The following is a 19,455-nucleotide window of genomic DNA, read 5'->3' as shown; positions in this document are numbered from 1 at the left end:
ATTTCAACTCCTCCTATTCATATGCATACCATTTAATATTCCCGCTTATTATCCTTACGTAAGCAACGAAACCATCGTTAGTTACAGTTGTGTTAGTATCGCTACTTTGTATACCTGACGATGACCAATATAATGTTTTGCCTAGAACTTGATACCCTGTATATAAGTCATTTTCACTAGATATAAGCTCCATAAAAAATGTCCCTGACCCTGACCATATTCCTGATGCAGTTATTATCACTTTTGAAGGACTAAAATCTAAACCGTTGATTGTGTACATTCTGTCGGTAGTAATTTCATTAATTTCACCGCTCGCCCACTTCTTACCGGTATTAATCTGCCCAACACCTGTGGCTAATTGTTTAAAAGTTGGATCGGCAGGAATTACAACATTCGGATCAACGTCAGTGATAGCCCCGCCGACTAAATCTTTTCCGTCACTGACATTTGTAAAAAGCTCACTCATTGCTCCTTCAACATCGGTTGCGGAAAATAGATTTCCTGCGTCTGTAATAGGCACACTATCAGCTAGCAATTTGCCCTCTGTTGTTGTATTACCCAATACATGGCCAAGCTCTGCGGCAGACGCCTTTTCCGCCTGATGCGTCGTAAGCTCACTGTCCAGATCGGCCACAGATTGAGCACTTGCTTTGCCATTCCATGATGTACGTTCAGCTGATGTGATATGCTTAACGCTGTCTCCAACATGGCTATTAAATTCTGTTTTCGTGGCCTGCTGAACATTGTCCACGCTGCCAAGACCCACCTGCGCCTTAGTGACAGCGTGCGGATTGTTTTTCAGATTTGCGTGTGCGTCTACTTTTGATTGAGCCCCGTCGGTGGTCTCGAACACTTCCCATTCATCCCAGTCAGTGCCTTGATACTGCCAATACCTGACCATGTATTGACCGTTCCCATATACATCGCTATAAGGCGTATATGTTTGATAAGTCCCACCGTTACTAGAGTAAGATCGGTAAGTGGTGACCGTTCCATAAGATGGCCAATTACCATACGACGCCCCGGGTCCGACAGACAGAACAGAAATTCCCAAAGGATAATCACCAGCCGGATCACTCGAATCTCTTGTATAGGAACCCATATGATTCACTTGTTGAGTAGTTACGTTGTGTGGATTGTTCCTTAAATCAGCGTGCGCATCTACTTTTTCTTGAGCACCTGATGGCGTTTCTTTTGCGTTCCATGCTGCGCGCTCCGCTGATGTAATATGACGGGCAGAATCAGTATTATGTGTATTAAATTCTGTTTTACTTGCTTGCTGCACATTGTCCACGTTTGACAGCCCCACCTGAGATTTTGACACTTCATGTGGGTTATCTTTTCGGTTTGCGTGTGCGTCTACTTTTCCCTGTGCTCCTGTGGTGGTTTCTGAATCCGCCCACCCAGCAGTCCAACTTGTATCTGATGAAGAAAATCTAAAGTGCTTTTTATTTGTTGATCCCGTAAATGTCTGAGTTGTATAATTACCAACTCTTTCTGTTAAAACAGTACCGTATGCATGAGGAAATCCCGCAGTTGTACTAGATAATTTAAAAACCGATAAGCCCTGCGGATAGTTAGAAGGTGGATCAGAGTTTAATGCATAGTTGTTACTTAACTGATTCAATTGCTCGCTGTTAACATCATGCGGATTATCTTCCAATAGATGAGTCGTAAAATTATTCAACGCGTCTGCAATCCCTTGTTCGATTCTATTGAAATCCTGCTCGGTAACAACTTCGTCGTACTGCCAATTAGTTTTAGGTGTAAAACCTGACATTATATCACCCCTCTTGTATTAAAAAGTTATGTTTCAATAGCGTATCTGAAGTGATAGGTACAAATACATTGTTAGTTGTAACCACCTGATCACTCTGATCTTTCAACTCGATCTTGGTCACTGTTTCAACCAAGTTGAACGGCACCAGATACTCCACCTTAACCTCATTGCTCTGCTGGCTCTTTACTTCAAACTCAATAATTTCATGAACTTCATTAATGACGACTTTCTCAATTTTTGAATGTGTGTAGGTAGCTAGACTATTCAAGAAGTCAGGGTTCATCATGTGACAATCTCCTCCCCTTCAGATTCCGTAAATGGGTTAACACCAACTCTGAAAGTGGTACCCAGCCTTAAATTCCTTGTCAGAGACTGCTTTGAAATCGACTCGGTAATTTGAATATTATTTTCTATTGATGTTTGTTGTTGATAGATCATATTTGCCGGCTTGGTTACACGAATTGTTCTTTCAACCTCAGTAAAAATTGGTGCGTTTTCGATCGTTGTTACAACCCTAAGAATGAAGTTTCCATGATCTATTTCAACTGTTGCTCTACTCTTACCAAGTAAGAAGTCCATCCTCTGTTGCAGGTATCTTTTAGTAAAAGGTGGTTTTGTGGACTTCCTATTAATGAGCCTTACTTTGCGAAAATCCAATGTCTCAAGTTGTTCATTGGCATTGATTTTAAAGATTTTCTCGTTCCTCTTTATCGCATGTGAATCAGCTGTCATAATAAACTGTCTATCTAAAAGCAGATCAAGCGCAGCTTGCAGCCTTTCAAACTCATTAGACCTTGAGTGATTCAGTTCACGAAATTCATAGATGTTATTAATAACGGTTGGCAAATAATCTGACCTAGCATCATTCATTGATGATCACCGTCCCGAGCACTGGAATATTATCATTTAAGGTCAGATTCTCTTCCAGACCATTAATTTGTGTTCCAGCTACATCAATAACTCCTTCAACCATGAGTATTCTTGCTTCAATCTGAGCAGTTCTCACAATCAATTGTGTTTCTTCTTCCCAAGATTCTCGCAAAGACAAAAGGTAACTCTCAATCAACTCATTAACCGAAGCCTCAATCATATTTAAAGTAAAGCCATCTTTTAAGCTGACGGTTGTAGTAATGTCTAGAGATTGATCTGCAACCCCTTCAATTGTCACTACATGACCTATTGGAGCCCAGCCGATACCATCTCCCTCGAAACCAGGCGGATCAATTTCACCTTGAATCTGATCAAGCAGCTCTTGTGAAGGTGAACTGAAGTCACTTGCAATTAAAACGCACTTAACTGTTCCGCCTCCCTGCCAGGTTGGAAACACTTTTGTTCCACCTATCCCGGTAATGGAGTTAATCTTCTGCTTATAATCTGCTACATTGCCACCAAATGCAGGTTCATTGACTACATTTATAAACCTTGAGTAAAGCGCAGGATCAGTTTCTTCGTCAGCTCCAGCAATGATGATTCCTTCGATTTTAGCAGTAGATAAATCAGAGATGTTATTCAACGAAAGCAAAGAACCTGACGATTTGTTGCCAATTGAGCCAGGTTCTTCACACTCAAGTTCATATTCACCAACGGAAATACGTTTAGCAGCAATGTAGTAGACGTCATCAATAAAAAACCGAGAATTGATTGGGATATCCATTAATGCACCACTACTGTCTCTGAATTCACCCTTAATAACTGCAATCGTTGCACCATTTTTATTAACGCCCGATTCCCTGGTACGTCTTTCTAAAAATTCACCTTCTGCAGTATCAGCAAATGTAAGGTTTTCAATTTGTTTTAATTGAACATACGCCTGTTCAAGTTCAGCAGCAGTCGGAGCAAGCGCCATCCAGATGACCGAACCTTCCCTTTTATCTATTTCATCAGGGATTTGCTCCAAGAGTCTTTCCATGATCATTTCGAAAGTCTGTTCTTCATACATCAGAACACCTCCTCCGCTTCGAATATTCCTTCTACTGAATGAACTGTGAAGGATGCATGAAAAGAGTCTTCTTGATGATCGATATTGAAATTTAAAACACTATCAATTCGCTCATCATATATCAATGCTTCTGTAATCAACCGGGGTAACTCCATCTTTTTATAATCTAAAGTCGTATCCGGATCAGCAAGCAGCGCCTCTATTTCCGCTCCAATGTTCGAACTTAATATTGGATAGGCATATCTCGGAATTCTAATAGCAAGCACAACAAACTGCTTTATTGACTCCAGACCGTTGATCATTTTCCCTGTTAAACGATTTGTCTCAAAATCGATTTCGAAAGTATAAGATGTCTCTACTTCTATAGGCTGATCAGCATTCACTTCAATTTCCGGTGACAAACTCACATTTATTCACCTCTCTTAATACCTGTCGATAATAAAAAATGATTGCCCTCCTTGTATGGAAGCAACCATTACCTTATCACCACTCTTTAATTCGTCCATAAACTCATAAGTATTAGTACTTCCCCCATTCACACGGATCTGCCGGGAATGGTTTTTGAGATGCTCTGCAATCATTATCATAGATGATGGAATCACAAGTTTTGAATTGCTTTTTAATCTGACAGATATGTTTGGCGGCGGACTAACCACTTCACCTTTCACTAGCATAACTGGGCTTGATGCATGTTGGGCCTGCTCAGCGATCTTTAACATTTTTTGCTTCAGACTCACTTAAACCACCTCCGGCAGAACGTTTTTCCTTATCAGCTTTACATTCATTGTGTGAGAACTGCCTGCAAAGGTGTGGATGTCATCATCAAGATAATATTGACGGTTGATCCCTAAGTCATCAATCTTCGTTTGAACCATCATCCCTGACGTTAAAGAGGGAATTCCCAAACTATCAACGATTAAATTTTCAGCTATGCCTTTCTTTTCAGCCAGAAGATTATTAGCTCTCTCTGTAAGCTGAGCTTTGTTTAATTCTTCAGGTACATTTTCATAATATTGAAGTGTCCCAAAACGTTGCTTCCCATCATTATCGCTAATCACAACGGTTTGTTTATTTTCTTCAGTTCCTGACACTACCTTAACCTGAGTGGCGGTGTCTTCGATCGACGTATCATAAGAATAATTTTCAATGTTGTTACCTGTTTCAAGGACCCAAAGACCGCTTGGGGAAGTAACTTTTTCAAGCTTTATCTTTCCTTTTTCAGACTTCAGGTTATACCGTATGCCTGTTTGTTTCTCAGTTTCAATCATCGCTTTTAGCCAGATATCATACAGAGAAGTTTCATTGATGAAGGGTAGCGACTTAATGACGTAACCCGTATTTGCAATAGAGCTCACTGGGATTTGAAAATCGTTGCATATTCTGCTTAATATTTGATCTGCTCTTTTATTCGAGAAAATATATACGTCTCTATTCTTTAGCAGATATTGAAGCAGGTCATATGCAGTGAATGTTAAAGTAGTGTCTTTAGATCTTCCTTTTTTGAAAACAATACCGCGGAAGAGCTCTACTTCTCGCCATTTTAAAATGACGGTTTCTCCTTCATTCACAGTACGATTTAAGCATCTGACATCGATCTTACGAGCAGCCTTAAAGCGTTGGCCAGACCAGGTAACTGATTCCACTGGAATTTGTACCATTTCATTTTGTCTCACAATATACAGTTCTATCATGGGATCACCAGTTTCTGGCCCGGGAAAATATAGTGGCCCGGCTTTTTAAGGTTTCTGGAATCTCTTTTTACAAGCATGCTTTTGTTAGCATTCCAGATCTTTGTCCAATCTGAATGCTTGCTGTACGTTTCAGCGCGTCCAGCAATGGCCCAAAGTGTATCTCCGCTCTTCACTGTGTAAGTTTTAGACTTTTGAACATCAGAAGGACGGTTATTAACTGCTTTAGGCTTATTCTGTTTAATCTCAATCCTTTTTGGTGTGACAAAGATATATTCTTTTAACGAAATATCAAAATCAATATCACCAATATCCTTGTCTCCTTCGACGATGTTAAAGGATTCAATTGAGACAGCATAATTAATTGGTGTTCCAGTCACAATCAATCGGATCGGACGTCCTGACTTTTTCCAGCGATTAATTGTTTCCACACACTCCCATGGAGAAGGAGGGTTATCGTATTCCACAATTGACCCTCCACTCGCCGGGAAGAATGATGCAAAGTTGATCACATCAGCAGATGCAGCTTGAATTTTTGTAAATTCACCGAAATCAGCAAGATCAATTGATGTATTTTTAGCTGTATTGTTAATTTGAATCCGGGAAGGAAGCACTGGCAATCGCAATTTCTCTTTCTGATTCTGCCATGATAGCCAGACTTCATATTTACTTTTAGCCAACGTAAACGCCTCCTTCTTCGAATTCATCATCGTCTATCGCTTCTTCAACTGCTTCTCTGACCTTTTTCTTGAAAGTGTCCCAGTCTTCTTCTTGAGAAAAGTACTGGTCCCCCTGAAGGTTGACATTAACTTCTTTCTTAACGCTCACTGACTTGCTACCTGATCCTGATGATTGAACCACTGCCGCACGGCTAGCAGATACATTTTCGCTACCCGGCTCATTAACAGTCATTCCTAAAGCAGATGCAGCTTGACCAAGTAATCTCTTACCACGGTCCTGATAAGTATCGACCGGGATAATAAACTCTTTGCCGCGCTCACCTACCCAGCTAAGTTGCTTCTGGTTGATAAGTCCGCCGCGGTAGTTGTTTGCTGCCCGATTAGGTGATTTACCAGTTACATTTTCGCCTAACCGAGTGACGGAACCATATCCTTCTTGGAGCATTCCTACTCCTTTTGAAGCCCAGCCAGAAACAGTATTCCAAGCAGTTTCAATACCACCAAACAAAGTTTTTACATTTTCTGCCGCTGTTTCAAATGCTCCACTTACAAATTCAGCTACTCTGCTTGCAGCTCCTTCAACAGGAGACCAAACATTTTTTTCAAACCAACCACTAACCGCACTCCAAGTCTCAGTAACAAATCCCCAAGATTCTTCAAGTTTCGTCCAAATCCAGTCAGCCGCTTCAGTTGCTCCTGTTTCTATAGGCGTCCATACATTCGTATCAAACCAAGTCCAGGCAGCCGTCCACGTTTCTTGAATCCAAACCCAAGCTTCGTTCAGTTTAGTCCACAACCACAATGCTGCAGATGTAACTGAAGTCTTAAGAGGGATCCATACGGTTGTTTCGAACCATGTCCAAGCCGCTGACCATGTTTCAGTGATCCATGTCCATGCTTCCTGAAGTTTGGTCCACGTCCACATTGCAGCTGAAGTCACGCTATTCTTTAAAGGAATCCAAACCGTTTCCTCAAACCAAGTCCACGCTTGATTCCACGTTTCTTTAACCCATATATAGGCTTCTAGCAGTTTTGTATAAATGAATACACCAGTAATGATTGCTGCTGTTTTAATAGGTGTCCATACCGTTTCAGAGAACCAGGTAGAAAGCTGTCCCCATTTTTCCTGCAGCCACTCTTTACCCTGAGTGAACTTTTCTGATAAGAAGTCAATCGCCTGGCTGCCATAATCCTTAATTGGTGTCCAAACGTTTTCGTTAAACCATGTTTTAACAACAATCCATGCACCAAGGATCCCGGCCTTTGTCAGGACGAATAATCCAACAAAGAAGTTCATGGTATTGATACCGGCATTTTTAATTGGCGTCCACACATTAGAATCAAACCAGGAAGTGAATTCACCCCATTTATTCGAAACGAAATCAGCCGCACTATTAGCAGCATCTTGTATTGGTGTCCAAACACTATCGTTCATCCAGCTTGTGAAACTGTTCCATGATTCGACGATCCAGTCTATTGCTGAATTGAATCCATTCGATACGGACTCTCCGATATCTGCTGAAAACTCTTTAAGCCAATCAACTGAAGAAGAGAATCCATTTGAAAGTGTTTGACCGATTCCAGACCAATCAAGGTCCCCGAGCCACTCGCCAACTTTCCCAAGACCAATAGAACCAAGTACTCCACCAATGAGACCACCAATCAACGTCCCAATACCAGGGATGATTGATCCTACAGCAGCACCGACAGAAGCACCTGCCATTCCTCCTGTAAGAGAGCCTACCGCTTCGGGTAACATTTCCTTTGGTGTAGCCATTAACCCGGCTGCCGCTAAACCAGTGCCTAATACCGGCACCTTCTTTAAAGCTTTGCCGAACATGCCTTCTTTTGGCGCTTTCCCTTCTCCGATATCCGGCACAGCTCCGAAAGGAAGCCACCCTTTGGCTCTATCAAACATTGAAGGACCTTTAGGTGAGCTTGGAACATTATCTGTCCCACCCTTTTTGCCAAACATCTTGCCCCATGCTTTCTTACCTAAACCAAAGCCACCTTTCAAACCTTTACCAACTGGCGCAAAAGTCGTTAATAGCTTTGAAGCTCCTGCAAGAAAAAGTAGATTCGTAAGCACAGCTCCACCAATGGATCCCGAACCGGCGAGTTCCTCATTGCCAGTGATCTTGCCCCAAGCTGATTTACCTGCATTAACATTAATCTCAGCAATCTTCTTACCAATTCTTTCACTTAAAGAAACAGGGTCCAAAGCATCAATGAAACTATCAGCAAATGTTTTACCTGCTTCCATGCCAGCATCCACAAATGCGTTACCTGAAGACTCATTTTCAGCTCCAAAGACACCATTGACCACACCGTTGATGATTCCACCGTAGGTACTACCGATCTTGCCAGCAACCTTATTTAACTGACCTTGACCTGTATTCTCCCACCATTGACCGAACGCATCTTTCGTATTATCAATGACAATATCCATTCTAGCTTCAAAGCTCATGCCGTCCTGCTGAGCGACAATTCTTCCTATCTCAGGATCATGAACAGCCATCTCACGCATTTTGTCATTCACCGGGAAGAGAATCTTAAATTGATCGCTTAAAAATGAACCTGCTGCAGATACTGGGTTAAGAAATGCTTTAGCAGCCTTCTCACCCATTCGCTCAAATTCATTTCCCATTTCAGCGATCGCCGCTTTATTTTCTCCGCGCCATTCTCTGAATGCCTGTAATGCTGGACTAAGTGCATTCTCTAGTCCTTCACCCCAACGCATCATCATATTTTGCACGAAAAACTGTTTAGCACCGAGCAATAAGTTTTGGAGATTATCGCTCAGTTTATCCATCATTCCACTGTAACGTTCAAACTCTCTGGCAGCTTCTGGCCATACTTCAGAAATATCTCTTCCTGACTCAGCTAACTCTTCAAGATTCGCTCTGGCTTCACCGCTGATTGCCCCCATTTCTTGAAGACGCATCGTCGCTTCACCAACAGGTCTACCTGATTTCAATCCATCATAGAGTCGACCGAACCACATTGCTGTTTCCTGAAAATCTGTTTGTGTACCTGCTGCTACATCACCAACAAGCTTTAACCCTTCGCCAGTAGATAATGCTGAGCCTGTGAACGTCTCAAGTAACCTGGATGACTTATATATCTCATCTCGGGTAAAAGGCGTCTGTCCTGCAAATGTCGTCAATTCAGCGACACGTTTCTGAGCATCTTCAGCACTGCCCAATAACACTTCAAATGCAGTTTCAGTTCCTTGTCTATCCATCACCATATTAAGTGGTGCTACCACTCCGCCATAAACGCCCCCTGCAGCTCCTAATATCCCAACTGTAGAAGTCGCAAGATTACTTATGGCCCTGAGTGGTCGTGATGCCAGATCTAAAGCACGCACTGTCAAAGTGTAAGTACGCCCAACAGCAGATCGGGCATAATTTGCAATGTGACGTAATCCGGTAGTTGCCAGGTCTAATGTTCTTACAGACAAAGTGAACCCTTTATGAAAGGCAGCCTTTGCATAGGTTGTTATACGATTGATGACTGGCGTTACCCGGTCCATTGCTCTAATCGTTAAATTATATCCACTGTTAAATAAACCTTTAGATAACCGCTGAATCCTCATAAATACAGGTGTAGCTCGGTCCATTCCACGAATAATCATCGTATGAGTTCTAGGCATTCTTCTTTCCATAAATGAACTGATTGGCCGAAGCACTCTGGAAGTCACCATATCTCTTCCTGTAATGACCATATTGTGCGTTTTTGCAATATCAGAGCGAATGAACTTGGTAATCCGCTTTGCATGCCGAGTAGCACGGTCATTTAGAGATATCGTAATGGGTTTACTTGTAATTCGTTCAACCTTTTCCAAGTTGCCGGTAATCAACCGAAGTTTGCGGCTCATACGATCTTGAATATCAAATATAGTGGTTAAGCGCGGCATTCATTTTCCTCCTTTCGTTATTTATTTTTATTCGCTTCTTTTTCAAGCTTCTCGAGCTTATAATCTATCGCTGCATATAGCATCGCCTTGAAGTTTTTCGGTGCATCATACAGCTCTTTTAAGTTTGCCGGGGAGTAATGGAGCTCGTGCATACAGAAATACAGATAAATTGCATCTCTGTTCCCGGCTTTTATTAGTTTTTTGCGTCTTCAACCATGTCTTCAAAATCTTCATCCATACCATTCACTTTTTGAACAGCATTCATAAAAGCTGTGTACTCTCCACCGATCGATAGGACTTTCTTCAATACTTCAACCGGATCAACAGCATTGTAAGATTCAAGTAAAGATTTGTCTTTGAAATCTGGGAACACTGTGGACTCCACACCGATTCTAGCCATAAAACGACCATTGTCGACCCGCTCCCCGACTTTCCTTCCTTTTTGCATAACAGGCTTCATGCACTCTTTTTCGATTTGCTCAATGCGTTCTGTTGCAAGTGGCTTGAATACAAACGGAATTACTTTGCCGTCTTCATCTTTATAACGCTTTGAAACAACGTGCTCTTGTTCTTCAATTACCTCTGCCTTACCTTGCATGAAAAAGCTCATATCTCTTGTCATTCAAATCTCTCCTCATAATGGTTTTTTGTTTGTATTTCAAAAAAGAAAAAGACGACTTAGTTAAAGTCGTCTCGCAGCTCCTCTGGAAGATCAATGTCTTCAAACGTGAATGGAATTTCCTCTTCAAGTGCATCTGATTCAACATCTAGTCCAGCTACTTTAACACTGTCAAAGTTCACTTCGTAAAGTGTGACACGTTCAGTACCTCGCCCTGAACTCGCATCATCCAATACAGATTGCATTGTAAAGTAGGCATCCTGTCCATTTTTTACGTAATCAATCATGATTTTAATAAACTTCGATGTCACCTTATAGAATGTAGCTGTACCAGTACCGTTAGCGCCAGTCGTTTTATGACCTGTCATCCGACGGCCCATGATCGGCACCTCAGCTTTATTCTTTTCAATTGTAGCTTCGTATGTCTTGATATACGCTAACTCTTCTCCATCAAGGAACAAACGCCCTTCTTTTCCGGAAATCGCATTACCCGCTCTGAATTTACCACTCATTTCATTACACCTCCGATTCTAATTATCGTACTTCTACACCAAAGTAGAATTTTTCTGCACTATCCACTGGCTGAGCACCCATGTTGATATAGAAACCATCACCAGCTTCATTAATAGAGATTTGAATATCATTCTGAGAGTTAAAGTTTTGAATCGCACTACCATCCTGCAGTGCATTCATATAGACTGTCGCAAGGGTCGTAACAATCTGTACTCCATCATTATTAGCAGGGATATCCAAACCGTTATTTTTACGGTTTTGGATTAGTGAGCGTAACTCTCTACGAATATCATTGTTAATTGCATCAAGCACTCTGATGATTCTATTTTTGGAAAAACGTTCATTTTTATCATTTGTAAACGATGTAAATGAGTTAATGTCTTTTTCGACAGAAACAGAGCGTTCCCTAGGATCATGAGTAAATAAGAATTCACCATTCTTCAGCTTATCAATGATGTCATCATTTCCAAGTCGTGGACTGATATCAACAGCACCTTCATATTCCATGAATGTGAGTGATTGAGTAATTGATGCACCGGCAGAAGCTCCTGCTACCCATGCAACCTGTTCAGCTGCTGATAGCTCAGTACCATCTTCTAAAACAACCTTTTCAGTTGTCACGTTAATGATTCCTTCATAATCGCCAGCGAAGTTAGGTAGGACACCAGTAATCTTTTGCCCCTGCTGATCACGAACTCGCTTCACAAAGGAAACAAATGTTGTTTTGAGCTCCTCTTCATCATCTACTGGCAATGCAATCACATCGAAGTACTCTGTCTCAGCAGCTTCAAGAAAATCAGTATAATCAAGCACCACTGGCTCTCCATTTTCTCCGCCAGTAAGAGATAGACCGGCACTGTCTTCAAGCGCGCCAGCGCCTGAGAAGTCTACCCAGTCATTAGATACAAGCTCAGTTGCATCTGTCACGGTTTGACGATTAAAAGCCTTTTCATTTACGAATGTAGTGACATCCTTTTTAAGAGAGTCCACTACGTTCTCAGCCACTTTAATCACGATTTCATTACCCTTTGATCCACCGTATTTTGCTGTTGCAGTGGCTGTAGCTGTTAGGTCTGCCGAAGCTTTGGACCCTTCATTAACACGATAAAGAAGAACAGTTTGTGCTTTTTTCTTTGCCTCTTTCAACAGAAGCATGCTCGGATCAGATAGTGATAAGCCAATCTTCTTTTCAATATCCTCTGTATCACGAATTGAAATGAATTGTTTGGATGGTCCCCAACCTAAAACAGCCGGCAATGCCACTGTGCCTCTGACTCCAACACTTAATCGTTGCTGAGCCGCAGATGTAAAACGAAAGTATATGCCAGCGCGTTCTTTTTCAACGCCTGGAGTAAATGTTCCGCCATTCATTGTTTAACCCCCTTCTTTAACATCTGACTGATTCGCTGTTTGGCTTCAGTCTTTGTCATTTGAGTTACTTTCACTTTGCTCATTGCCCCATCGAATACCTCGGGTTTCACACCGAATAATTCTTTTGAGTGAGCGCGGAGCTCGTATAGATCAAATTTTGTTTCTGCAGCAGTTTTGCTAACAGTTGATTTAGTTTCTTTTTCCGTTGTCTTCTTTTCATCACTCATCTTTTAAGCCTCCTTCAAGGTCAAAGTTTTCAAGACTAGGGACTGGATCCCGGTCATAGTGATAACGGCTATCCCAGTTCACAACGATCGTTGCCACTCCAGGGCCGCTTCCTCTTACTTCAATTCTGCCGATTCGAAGATACTCACCTGTAAGTACTCCTGCAGGATCGACCATGGGGACAACACTTCTTGCTCTTTCAATGGCTGTAGCGATTTTTTCAGCTTCAGAGTAAGCTTTTTGCTTTGTCTGATGAAAAAGCTTGATGTTAAGGCTGTACGTCTTTAGAAAGGTCATGTTCGTGTCTCCTCCGCCAAAAGAAAAAGGCTCTGGAAAATACATCGATGGAATCTCGAAGTCTTCCGGAACCTCTTCTGTATAAACCTTGCAAGGAAACAAGCTATAAAACCGATTCATAATGGAACCTACTTCAACGTTCACATCATCCCCCCCTAAAACTGCCCTAACCATTTTTCAAGCTGCCGCTCCATGCTCTTACTGAACATTTTTTCAAAAATGGCCAATGCGTTATCCCAGTAATACGAGCCATCCACCCACTGTTGTTTTAAAAGCATGCCAGTATCTGCACCTGGGTCATATACAAAGCGATCCCCTTGCCAGTAGCCTGGCACCCACCTGCGATCTTTGCCAGATGATAATGAAACAGTGTTATGCCCATCATTAACATAAGACGCATAATCAACATTCGTTCCGATTTCAAGGCTAAGACCACCTTTTGATATGTTCCACACGTTTTCTGAATCGCCCTTATCGAAAGAGTTCAGTAACCGCCTAGTATCAACCGTCTCGGTTCGAATGATTTCATCTTGTATGATGTCTAGGAACTCCATTCCACTCGCATCCAGCCAGAGCTGCATCTCATCAGATAAATTCTTTTCGGCTTCTTCAAGCTTTTTAATAAATTCTCTCAATCCTTTAACCTTCACAAACGTTCGACCTCCCTTACTACAAGGACTTCCTGGTGATGATTTTTAATCATTCTAGGAACCTGCATTCTGTATGCAATCCCATTCCAAATCACTCGGCTATTCACTTTCAACGCAATATGTTTTTGAAAGTGAACCTTAAATGATTGTGAGATTGACCTTTCAGGATCAGCTTGTGAGATTGATTGATTGTTTTCAGTGAAATAACACTTCACATCTTTTAAATCGGGAAGCTCATCAAACTTGTAATCTTTTTGAAGATTATCAGCAGGAACTCCAAACACAGCCTCACGATCACTCATCTTTAAATAATAGATGTCACAACGATCCGTTAAGAGGTTTTCATAACTCATAATGATCGCATCCTTAGCTTTACCGATCCCTGTCCTTCTGGCACTGGATCCGGAAGTTTGATGAAGTCCCTTAGCAAGCTTGTAACATCTGGCTTGTTTAATGTAGAACCGTTAGCGAGTGTGTATGAATAATCACCGATCTTCTCCGATACAAAGCCTTTGATAATGGACTCATCACTATTAATCAATGCATAGAACTGAGCCATCTTAATCATGGCTAGCTTGACCTTTTGAGGAAGTGGTTCATACTCAGGTCCGCTGAAATCATGCCCAACAATCGACTGGATTTCTACTTCCGCTTCAATAATGTCATTAGCGAGCAATGCTTCCTCTCGTTCTTTGACAGTATCAAATGAAGTACTCTCCTTTAGTTCAGTAGGAGTGAGCAGCATAAGCCGATCACTCCTTATCTTGAAGCTTAAGGATCAGTGCGATTCTCTCTTCAGCATTTTTTGTAGATTCAACGTCGCCTTCAAACTCTTCAATGAGTGCTTTCTGTTCATCAGCAGAAAGCTTTTTCAGACTAGCTTCAGTATGCTTGTCAGCGTCATCCTCATTCTGATTTTGTCCTGAACCTGTGTCTGTCTCAGGTTCAGTCTTTTCGAGTGCAGAATGCTTTTTAAGCAGCTCTTTCTCTTCATCAACTGTCACTTCTACCGGAATACCGGCATAAAAAAAGCGCCCCTTACCTACATGAAGGACACCTGTTTTTTCTTTATATTGAATGTAAGGCATGATCTTTACCTCCTGTTCGATTTTTATAGTTTATCGCCAGTCATGTATGCTACTGCAGGTACTTCTCGTACAACCGCATCAAGATATCCATAAAGTACATGGTACGTTGCATCTTTAGCAGCTGCAGTTGCACCATCAGCAGTACGAATGTAACGAAGTTGACGTGTAAATACTGGCTTTAGGTTACTACGTGGAGTAAGTGCCGCAAAACCGCTCTGCAACTCAGAAACCACTTCCACTTCATAACCTGCAAGACGAGTGATTTTTCCATCCTGAAGGACAGCATCACCAAATCCTGTCTGGCGGTTAGAAACCATCGCAACAAGCTTGTCGTTGGTTTTTTGAGTAATAAACCAAGCGATATCCTGGAAGCTCTTATAGCGTTCAGGCAGCAGTTGAATGTGATTTACAAAGTCTAGGATCGTTGGTTCTTCTGTAGCAAGATCCGTTACATTCGTTGAAGCCTTCATTTTCTTTACGAAGCCGTCAATGATTGATAGGAACGGATCTGCAGTAGTTCCGCCTGCCCCATCATCAACAGTGGCAGCTGTGTCTCCATTGAAAATCAGATCCTGAAGGTCAACACCAAACTGTTGCTGGATCATAGTGATTACTTTTTGTTCAACATTGTCGCCACGGCCAGTCAGTGAGTAGTACACATCATCATTCTGTAACCATTCATCCCACTTGACCTTTTTAACAGCGTATGGAATCTGGCGGTCACCAATTGCCCCTGTACCTGTTGGCGAATCGTTCTTACCTGCCTGACGTAGTTTGCGACGTCCAACCGAAAGCACATCAATATTACCTGCAGGAACATTTTTGAATAAAGGATTAAGTTTAGGTAGTGTTGAAGCATTGTTGACGGTATCAACAAGGAACGCTTCAGCGTCACTTACTCCCATCGGAATATCCAGGTTCTTTTTAATAGATTGAACCTGATCTTGCTTGTTTAATAGTTCTTGATTTGTCGGCATTTATACCATCCTCTCTTATTGCAAAAAGTTTATTGGAATAGACGGGCATAGCCCTTAGTTACTTCTTCAGTCGGTGCTGGGTCAGCTTGCCTTTGCTGAGATGACCCACGAGCTTTTTCGATGTTATCAAGACGGTCAGACAATGGACTGATTGATGCAGCTACAGCATCCTGAATCTGCTTTTTGATATCATCCTCAGCCGGATCAGCTTGCTTGTTCTCATTCTTTTCGATTGCGTCCAGTCGATCGTTTAACGGCTTCATTGCTTCTTCTACTGCTTTAGCAATATCTTCTTTTTTCACTTCTTCTTCCTCCTCGGATTCAACTTCTGCTTTTAAGTCTTTTAAGGCATCAAAAGCAGCGTTAATTTTTTTCATGCGGGCATTAGAGATTTTCTTCCCGGCCTTTTCGATTTCTTCCGGGGGCTCTCCAAGCTCTTTCATCAGATCTTCTGCCAGCAGCACCTGCTGAGCAATATTCACGAAATCTTCAAGAGCCTCTCGAATCTTTTCAGGGTCCTTTTCGAGCTCCCTATCCCAGTCATCCCAATTAAAGATGACAGTGTTCAGTGCGTCCTGAGCTGCCCAAAACTCTCTTCTTCGACGATCACGATCATATTTCTCTTGAACTTCACCTTTTTTGATTTGATCAGAGCCAACGAAGAAGTTTTTAAGCAAATTAAAAAGCCCCGCTTCATCACCTTTAGATGACGACTGAGGCTTATCTTCTTTTTGGATCACTTCAGCTGTACCGGCCATGCTGTACCCTGTAATGTCACCTTTTTTAATCTGCTCCCAAATATCGTCACTAGCTTTAGTAACTAGAATCCAGGAACCCTTTTTGATCGTTTCGCCGCTCATTTCAATGTCAGCAGGCGCAACATAGGACTCTACCACTTCACCTACACCAGCGTTGAAGTCATGTTGAGTGTCAATGTTCCGCGCATCCTTTAGAAAGCCGTGAGCCGCTTTCTCGATCTCCTCAGCAGTCATGTAATCCTGATGAGAATCTTCAACGTCCGGTTCATACACAATTCCGTAAACCAATTGTTGCTCATCTGACTTGGATACGATCTTCACTTCCTTCTGGAAGTCAGGATTTTCTTCAGACTTGGTAATGAAGAATTTCTTTTGATTGGCACCCTTATCCACGTAGCTGACATGAGTGATCTGAGCGTTCTTTAATTCTCTTGGCATTGTTTTTCACCCCCTCTCAAAGTACGTTGAATTTTATTAAAAGTGCTGCACATAAGCTACCTCCTCCAATTAAGCATTTAACTCAAGCAATACCTGTTGCCGGATCTCTTCTTTCTCTTCTTTAGTTAGCCCCAGTATGCTCTCATCAGTAACCGGTCCAAGAGCGCAGTGACAATTCACTCTTTCTCTGGCTGTGAGAGAAATATCTCTTGGATACTGACAAGTCTCACCGCTACCAGGTATAACAAACAGTTCATCCACGCCAACTACGGTGCCGTCTAGCTCCATATGGTTCTGTCTAGGATTAATTCCTTTAGAACCACTGTGCTTCCATCGCTTGCCGATCACCGCCGGGCTCTGCATATAAGACTCCCATTGTGATCTACTCGAAGCAGTTAATACCTCAGTGATTGCAGTACGTCTTGCTCTTGCTCGATCAAACTCTGGAAGGTCTTTTAGTTTCAGTTCAATATCCGCGATTGAATCACCGTTTTGTATAGCTTCAGAGAGAATCTTTTCAACTGCGTTATGGGAATTTAACTGCATTAGTTCTCCCAAGTCCTCTGACCATTCTTCTATCCAGGTGACAGTCCGTTGAGATAAGACTTCAAATTGCACATCCTTATCAATTGAATCCATCATTAACCCTGTTAGATCTTTGATCGTGGTGGAAAGAAATGCAGCAGCCTCTTCTCCAAATTCTTGTGCAAACTCATCCTCAGCAAATAGATTCTGCTGTACGAACGAAAGAAAAGCACCGAGCGTTTCTGTATCTTCGTCTTTCGATACAAACGCTGCAAGTGCTTCAATGAAGTATTTCCTCTGATTCCTGAGTAGCTTTGCCACTTTCTTCTCAAACTGCTCAACCTGTTCATCTAAGAACTCGATTCCAGGGTAATCAGCTGTAACATCACTGATTGAACTGTCAGATGACTTTTGAATGAATTCATTAATGTCCTGAATCAGTTGATTTATTTTACTCATTGTTTGAGCCCCTCTAAAACATCTCTCATATCCTTCATGATATTAATCAGTTGATCTGAGCTGTTCTTACTTTTAGCAATTGTATTGAGTGGCTGTGCCTCATTATTTCCATCGTTCTGTCCCATGTAAGGACGGTCAAACTCTTCTTCCGGAAACTCTTCAAGTGATTTACCGATGACTCTACCAGCAAGGTCTCTCAAGTCATTTGGAGATAGAGCCTTTGCGCTGATCAATGGATAAAGTGCTTTCGCTGTCTCGATAGGGTCTCTGAAGTCTGGTCCCTTTAAAACGAGCTTAACCAACGATAAATCCAAGTCCGGAAGAAACAGAGTATTTAGCTTTCGGAATATTTTTGACCGCTCCGGCTGAAATACTTGCTCCTCAGTTATCTTCCTTGCAGTGTCAGCAGTGGCCCGATTATAATCATCTGCTTCACCGGTATAGAGAGGCGGCAGTCTGAATGATGACCTCAGTTTCTTCCTTGATGCCTCATCATACTCAAGGAACAAGGCATCCTGCTGCAGGACTTCGGCTAATGATTTTATCGTCACCTTTACATTAGCAGGAGACTCCTGTCCTGAATCACTTGTAGTTTCAAGCCCTTCTGCTTCTAATAGGAGAAACTTATGGGCATTGTCGCTACCTTCAAGACCATTCATGTACTCCTGCAGTTGAGTGTAGGACTCATCAGATAACATTCCATTTTCGACGGTAATGGCAGCTGGAATATGTCTACCTTGTTTGAAGTAAAGAAGATTCAATTCTTCAGCTTTACGTGCACCATAAACATTCACAATGTTACCGATCCATCGCGGCTTACCATAAACCCCTGAACCAATCTTAAAGTGAACAATCTCAGTTGCCCTGAGATTCTCAGGAGTGTTGTCATCAAATTTACCGGTCCGAGAATCCATGATTCTTGGATCCCCATATTCTTTGAAGTAAACTCGCTGAGTACCGACCATCTGAACGTACTTTCGAAACTTTCTCCAACGCTTAATCTGTTTTGGCTGACCTCTTTCTTCAACTTGGATCTTCACTTCTTCAGGAGGAGTGAAGGCACAGACTCTCATATCGACAGCTTTCACATGTTCAATTCCAGAAGGTCTGTTCAATCCGTCTCTTAAAACTTCAATATATCCGTTTCCAGTGCTCTCCCGGTCTTCAATTACGTAATCAAAGATTGTTTCTGCTGGCTCATCATAGTGGATGTACTTAATGAACTCTTCTAGCTGAGTCCATTGAGAATCCGCAGTATTTTTCTTTTCATCAGTAACTTCATCCGCATTATAATCAAATGAATACTCAGGAGAAAAACCAAAGTTTACAATGTTCGTTTTATAAGCATCAATGCACTGCTGCATAATCGTTGAATACTCAGCTATTAAGTCCAGTTCCTTCAAGTTATAAGGAGGTTCAATGATGTCTTTACCGTAAGCATCCAGAAAGCTGTCCTCATATAGCTTCTTTGTAGATGCACTTGCATCTGCTTTAATTACCCTGACGTTCATTTTCTGTTGCTGAGTCAT

22 protein-coding genes are annotated in these 19,455 nt (G+C 41.9%); all 22 read right to left on the bottom strand.

What is annotated here, in order from left to right:
* Positions 1-13 precede the first annotated feature (13 nt).
* The 22 genes from LG330_RS04535 to LG330_RS04430 all read right to left on the bottom strand — a co-directional run bounded on the left by LG330_RS04535 (position 14) and on the right by LG330_RS04430 (position 19,455).
* Positions 14-1,780, bottom strand: a complete 1,767-nt coding sequence (locus tag LG330_RS04535) for a hypothetical protein (protein WP_404407754.1) — start codon at positions 1,778-1,780, stop codon at positions 14-16.
* 4 nt (positions 1,781-1,784) lie between these two features.
* Positions 1,785-2,066: a ketopantoate hydroxymethyltransferase gene (locus LG330_RS04530; RefSeq protein ID WP_404407752.1), complete on the bottom strand. Its 282-nt coding sequence runs from the start codon at positions 2,064-2,066 to the stop codon at positions 1,785-1,787.
* Positions 2,063-2,650 (bottom strand): putative phage tail protein, encoded by a 588-nt coding sequence (locus tag LG330_RS04525; protein ID WP_404407750.1) that lies wholly within the window; start codon positions 2,648-2,650, stop codon positions 2,063-2,065. The genes LG330_RS04530 and LG330_RS04525 overlap by 4 nt, the downstream gene beginning before the upstream one ends.
* Entirely contained in the window at positions 2,643-3,719 is a 1,077-nt protein-coding gene (locus tag LG330_RS04520) for a baseplate J/gp47 family protein (RefSeq protein ID WP_404407749.1), read from the bottom strand. Before LG330_RS04520 ends, LG330_RS04525 begins: the two co-directional genes overlap by 8 nt.
* On the bottom strand, positions 3,719-4,126 hold the full coding sequence (locus tag LG330_RS04515; RefSeq protein WP_404407748.1) for a DUF2634 domain-containing protein: 408 nt from the start codon (positions 4,124-4,126) through the stop codon (positions 3,719-3,721). Before LG330_RS04515 ends, LG330_RS04520 begins: the two co-directional genes overlap by 1 nt.
* 15 nt (positions 4,127-4,141) lie before the next feature.
* A complete protein-coding gene (locus tag LG330_RS04510) occupies positions 4,142-4,456 on the bottom strand; it encodes a DUF2577 domain-containing protein (protein WP_404407746.1) in 315 nt (104 codons plus the stop codon).
* Complete coding sequence (locus tag LG330_RS04505; protein WP_404407744.1) at positions 4,457-5,377, bottom strand: phage portal protein; 921 nt, start codon at positions 5,375-5,377, stop codon at positions 4,457-4,459. It lies immediately after the preceding gene.
* A gap of 29 nt (positions 5,378-5,406) precedes the next feature.
* A complete protein-coding gene (locus LG330_RS04500) occupies positions 5,407-6,087 on the bottom strand; it encodes a LysM peptidoglycan-binding domain-containing protein (RefSeq protein WP_404407742.1) in 681 nt (226 codons plus the stop codon).
* Positions 6,080-10,006: a hypothetical protein gene (locus LG330_RS04495; protein WP_404407740.1), complete on the bottom strand. Its 3,927-nt coding sequence runs from the start codon at positions 10,004-10,006 to the stop codon at positions 6,080-6,082. Before LG330_RS04495 ends, LG330_RS04500 begins: the two co-directional genes overlap by 8 nt.
* 193 nt (positions 10,007-10,199) lie before the next feature.
* On the bottom strand, positions 10,200-10,628 hold the full coding sequence (locus LG330_RS04490) for a phage tail assembly chaperone (protein ID WP_404407738.1): 429 nt from the start codon (positions 10,626-10,628) through the stop codon (positions 10,200-10,202).
* 56 nt (positions 10,629-10,684) lie between these two features.
* Complete coding sequence (locus tag LG330_RS04485; protein ID WP_404407736.1) at positions 10,685-11,137, bottom strand: phage tail tube protein; 453 nt, start codon at positions 11,135-11,137, stop codon at positions 10,685-10,687.
* Positions 11,138-11,159: 22 nt separating this feature from the next.
* Entirely contained in the window at positions 11,160-12,509 is a 1,350-nt protein-coding gene (locus tag LG330_RS04480) for a phage tail sheath family protein (protein WP_404407734.1), read from the bottom strand.
* On the bottom strand, positions 12,506-12,736 hold the full coding sequence (locus LG330_RS04475) for a hypothetical protein (protein ID WP_404407732.1): 231 nt from the start codon (positions 12,734-12,736) through the stop codon (positions 12,506-12,508). Before LG330_RS04475 ends, LG330_RS04480 begins: the two co-directional genes overlap by 4 nt.
* Positions 12,729-13,175, bottom strand: a complete 447-nt coding sequence (locus LG330_RS04470; protein ID WP_404407731.1) for a phage portal protein — start codon at positions 13,173-13,175, stop codon at positions 12,729-12,731. Before LG330_RS04470 ends, LG330_RS04475 begins: the two co-directional genes overlap by 8 nt.
* 11 nt (positions 13,176-13,186) lie before the next feature.
* Positions 13,187-13,681, bottom strand: coding sequence for an HK97 gp10 family phage protein (locus tag LG330_RS04465; protein ID WP_404407729.1), 495 nt, complete (start codon positions 13,679-13,681; stop codon positions 13,187-13,189).
* Entirely contained in the window at positions 13,678-14,034 is a 357-nt protein-coding gene (locus LG330_RS04460) for a DUF3599 family protein (protein WP_404407727.1), read from the bottom strand. Before LG330_RS04460 ends, LG330_RS04465 begins: the two co-directional genes overlap by 4 nt.
* Positions 14,031-14,426 (bottom strand): DUF3199 family protein, encoded by a 396-nt coding sequence (locus LG330_RS04455; RefSeq protein ID WP_404407726.1) that lies wholly within the window; start codon positions 14,424-14,426, stop codon positions 14,031-14,033. Before LG330_RS04455 ends, LG330_RS04460 begins: the two co-directional genes overlap by 4 nt.
* Positions 14,427-14,433: 7 nt before the next feature.
* A complete protein-coding gene (locus LG330_RS04450) occupies positions 14,434-14,769 on the bottom strand; it encodes a hypothetical protein (protein WP_404407724.1) in 336 nt (111 codons plus the stop codon).
* A 23-nt stretch (positions 14,770-14,792) separates the two neighbouring features.
* Positions 14,793-15,746, bottom strand: a complete 954-nt coding sequence (locus tag LG330_RS04445; protein ID WP_404407722.1) for a phage major capsid protein — start codon at positions 15,744-15,746, stop codon at positions 14,793-14,795.
* Between the two features lie 29 nt (positions 15,747-15,775).
* Positions 15,776-16,942 carry an XkdF-like putative serine protease domain-containing protein gene (locus LG330_RS04440; RefSeq protein WP_404407720.1) on the bottom strand — a complete coding sequence of 389 codons (1,167 nt, stop codon included), beginning with the start codon at positions 16,940-16,942 and terminating at the stop codon, positions 15,776-15,778.
* A gap of 69 nt (positions 16,943-17,011) precedes the next feature.
* Positions 17,012-17,926, bottom strand: a complete 915-nt coding sequence (locus LG330_RS04435) for a phage minor head protein (protein ID WP_404407719.1) — start codon at positions 17,924-17,926, stop codon at positions 17,012-17,014.
* Positions 17,923-19,455, bottom strand: a complete 1,533-nt coding sequence (locus tag LG330_RS04430; protein WP_404407717.1) for a phage portal protein — start codon at positions 19,453-19,455, stop codon at positions 17,923-17,925. The genes LG330_RS04435 and LG330_RS04430 overlap by 4 nt, the downstream gene beginning before the upstream one ends.

Source organism: Jeotgalibacillus malaysiensis (assembly GCF_044789845.1).
Taxonomy (GTDB): Bacteria; Bacillota; Bacilli; order Bacillales; family Jeotgalibacillaceae; genus Jeotgalibacillus; species Jeotgalibacillus malaysiensis_A.
Note: the sequence above shows the minus strand (reverse complement) of the source record. Positions and strands in the feature narration are given on the sequence as shown.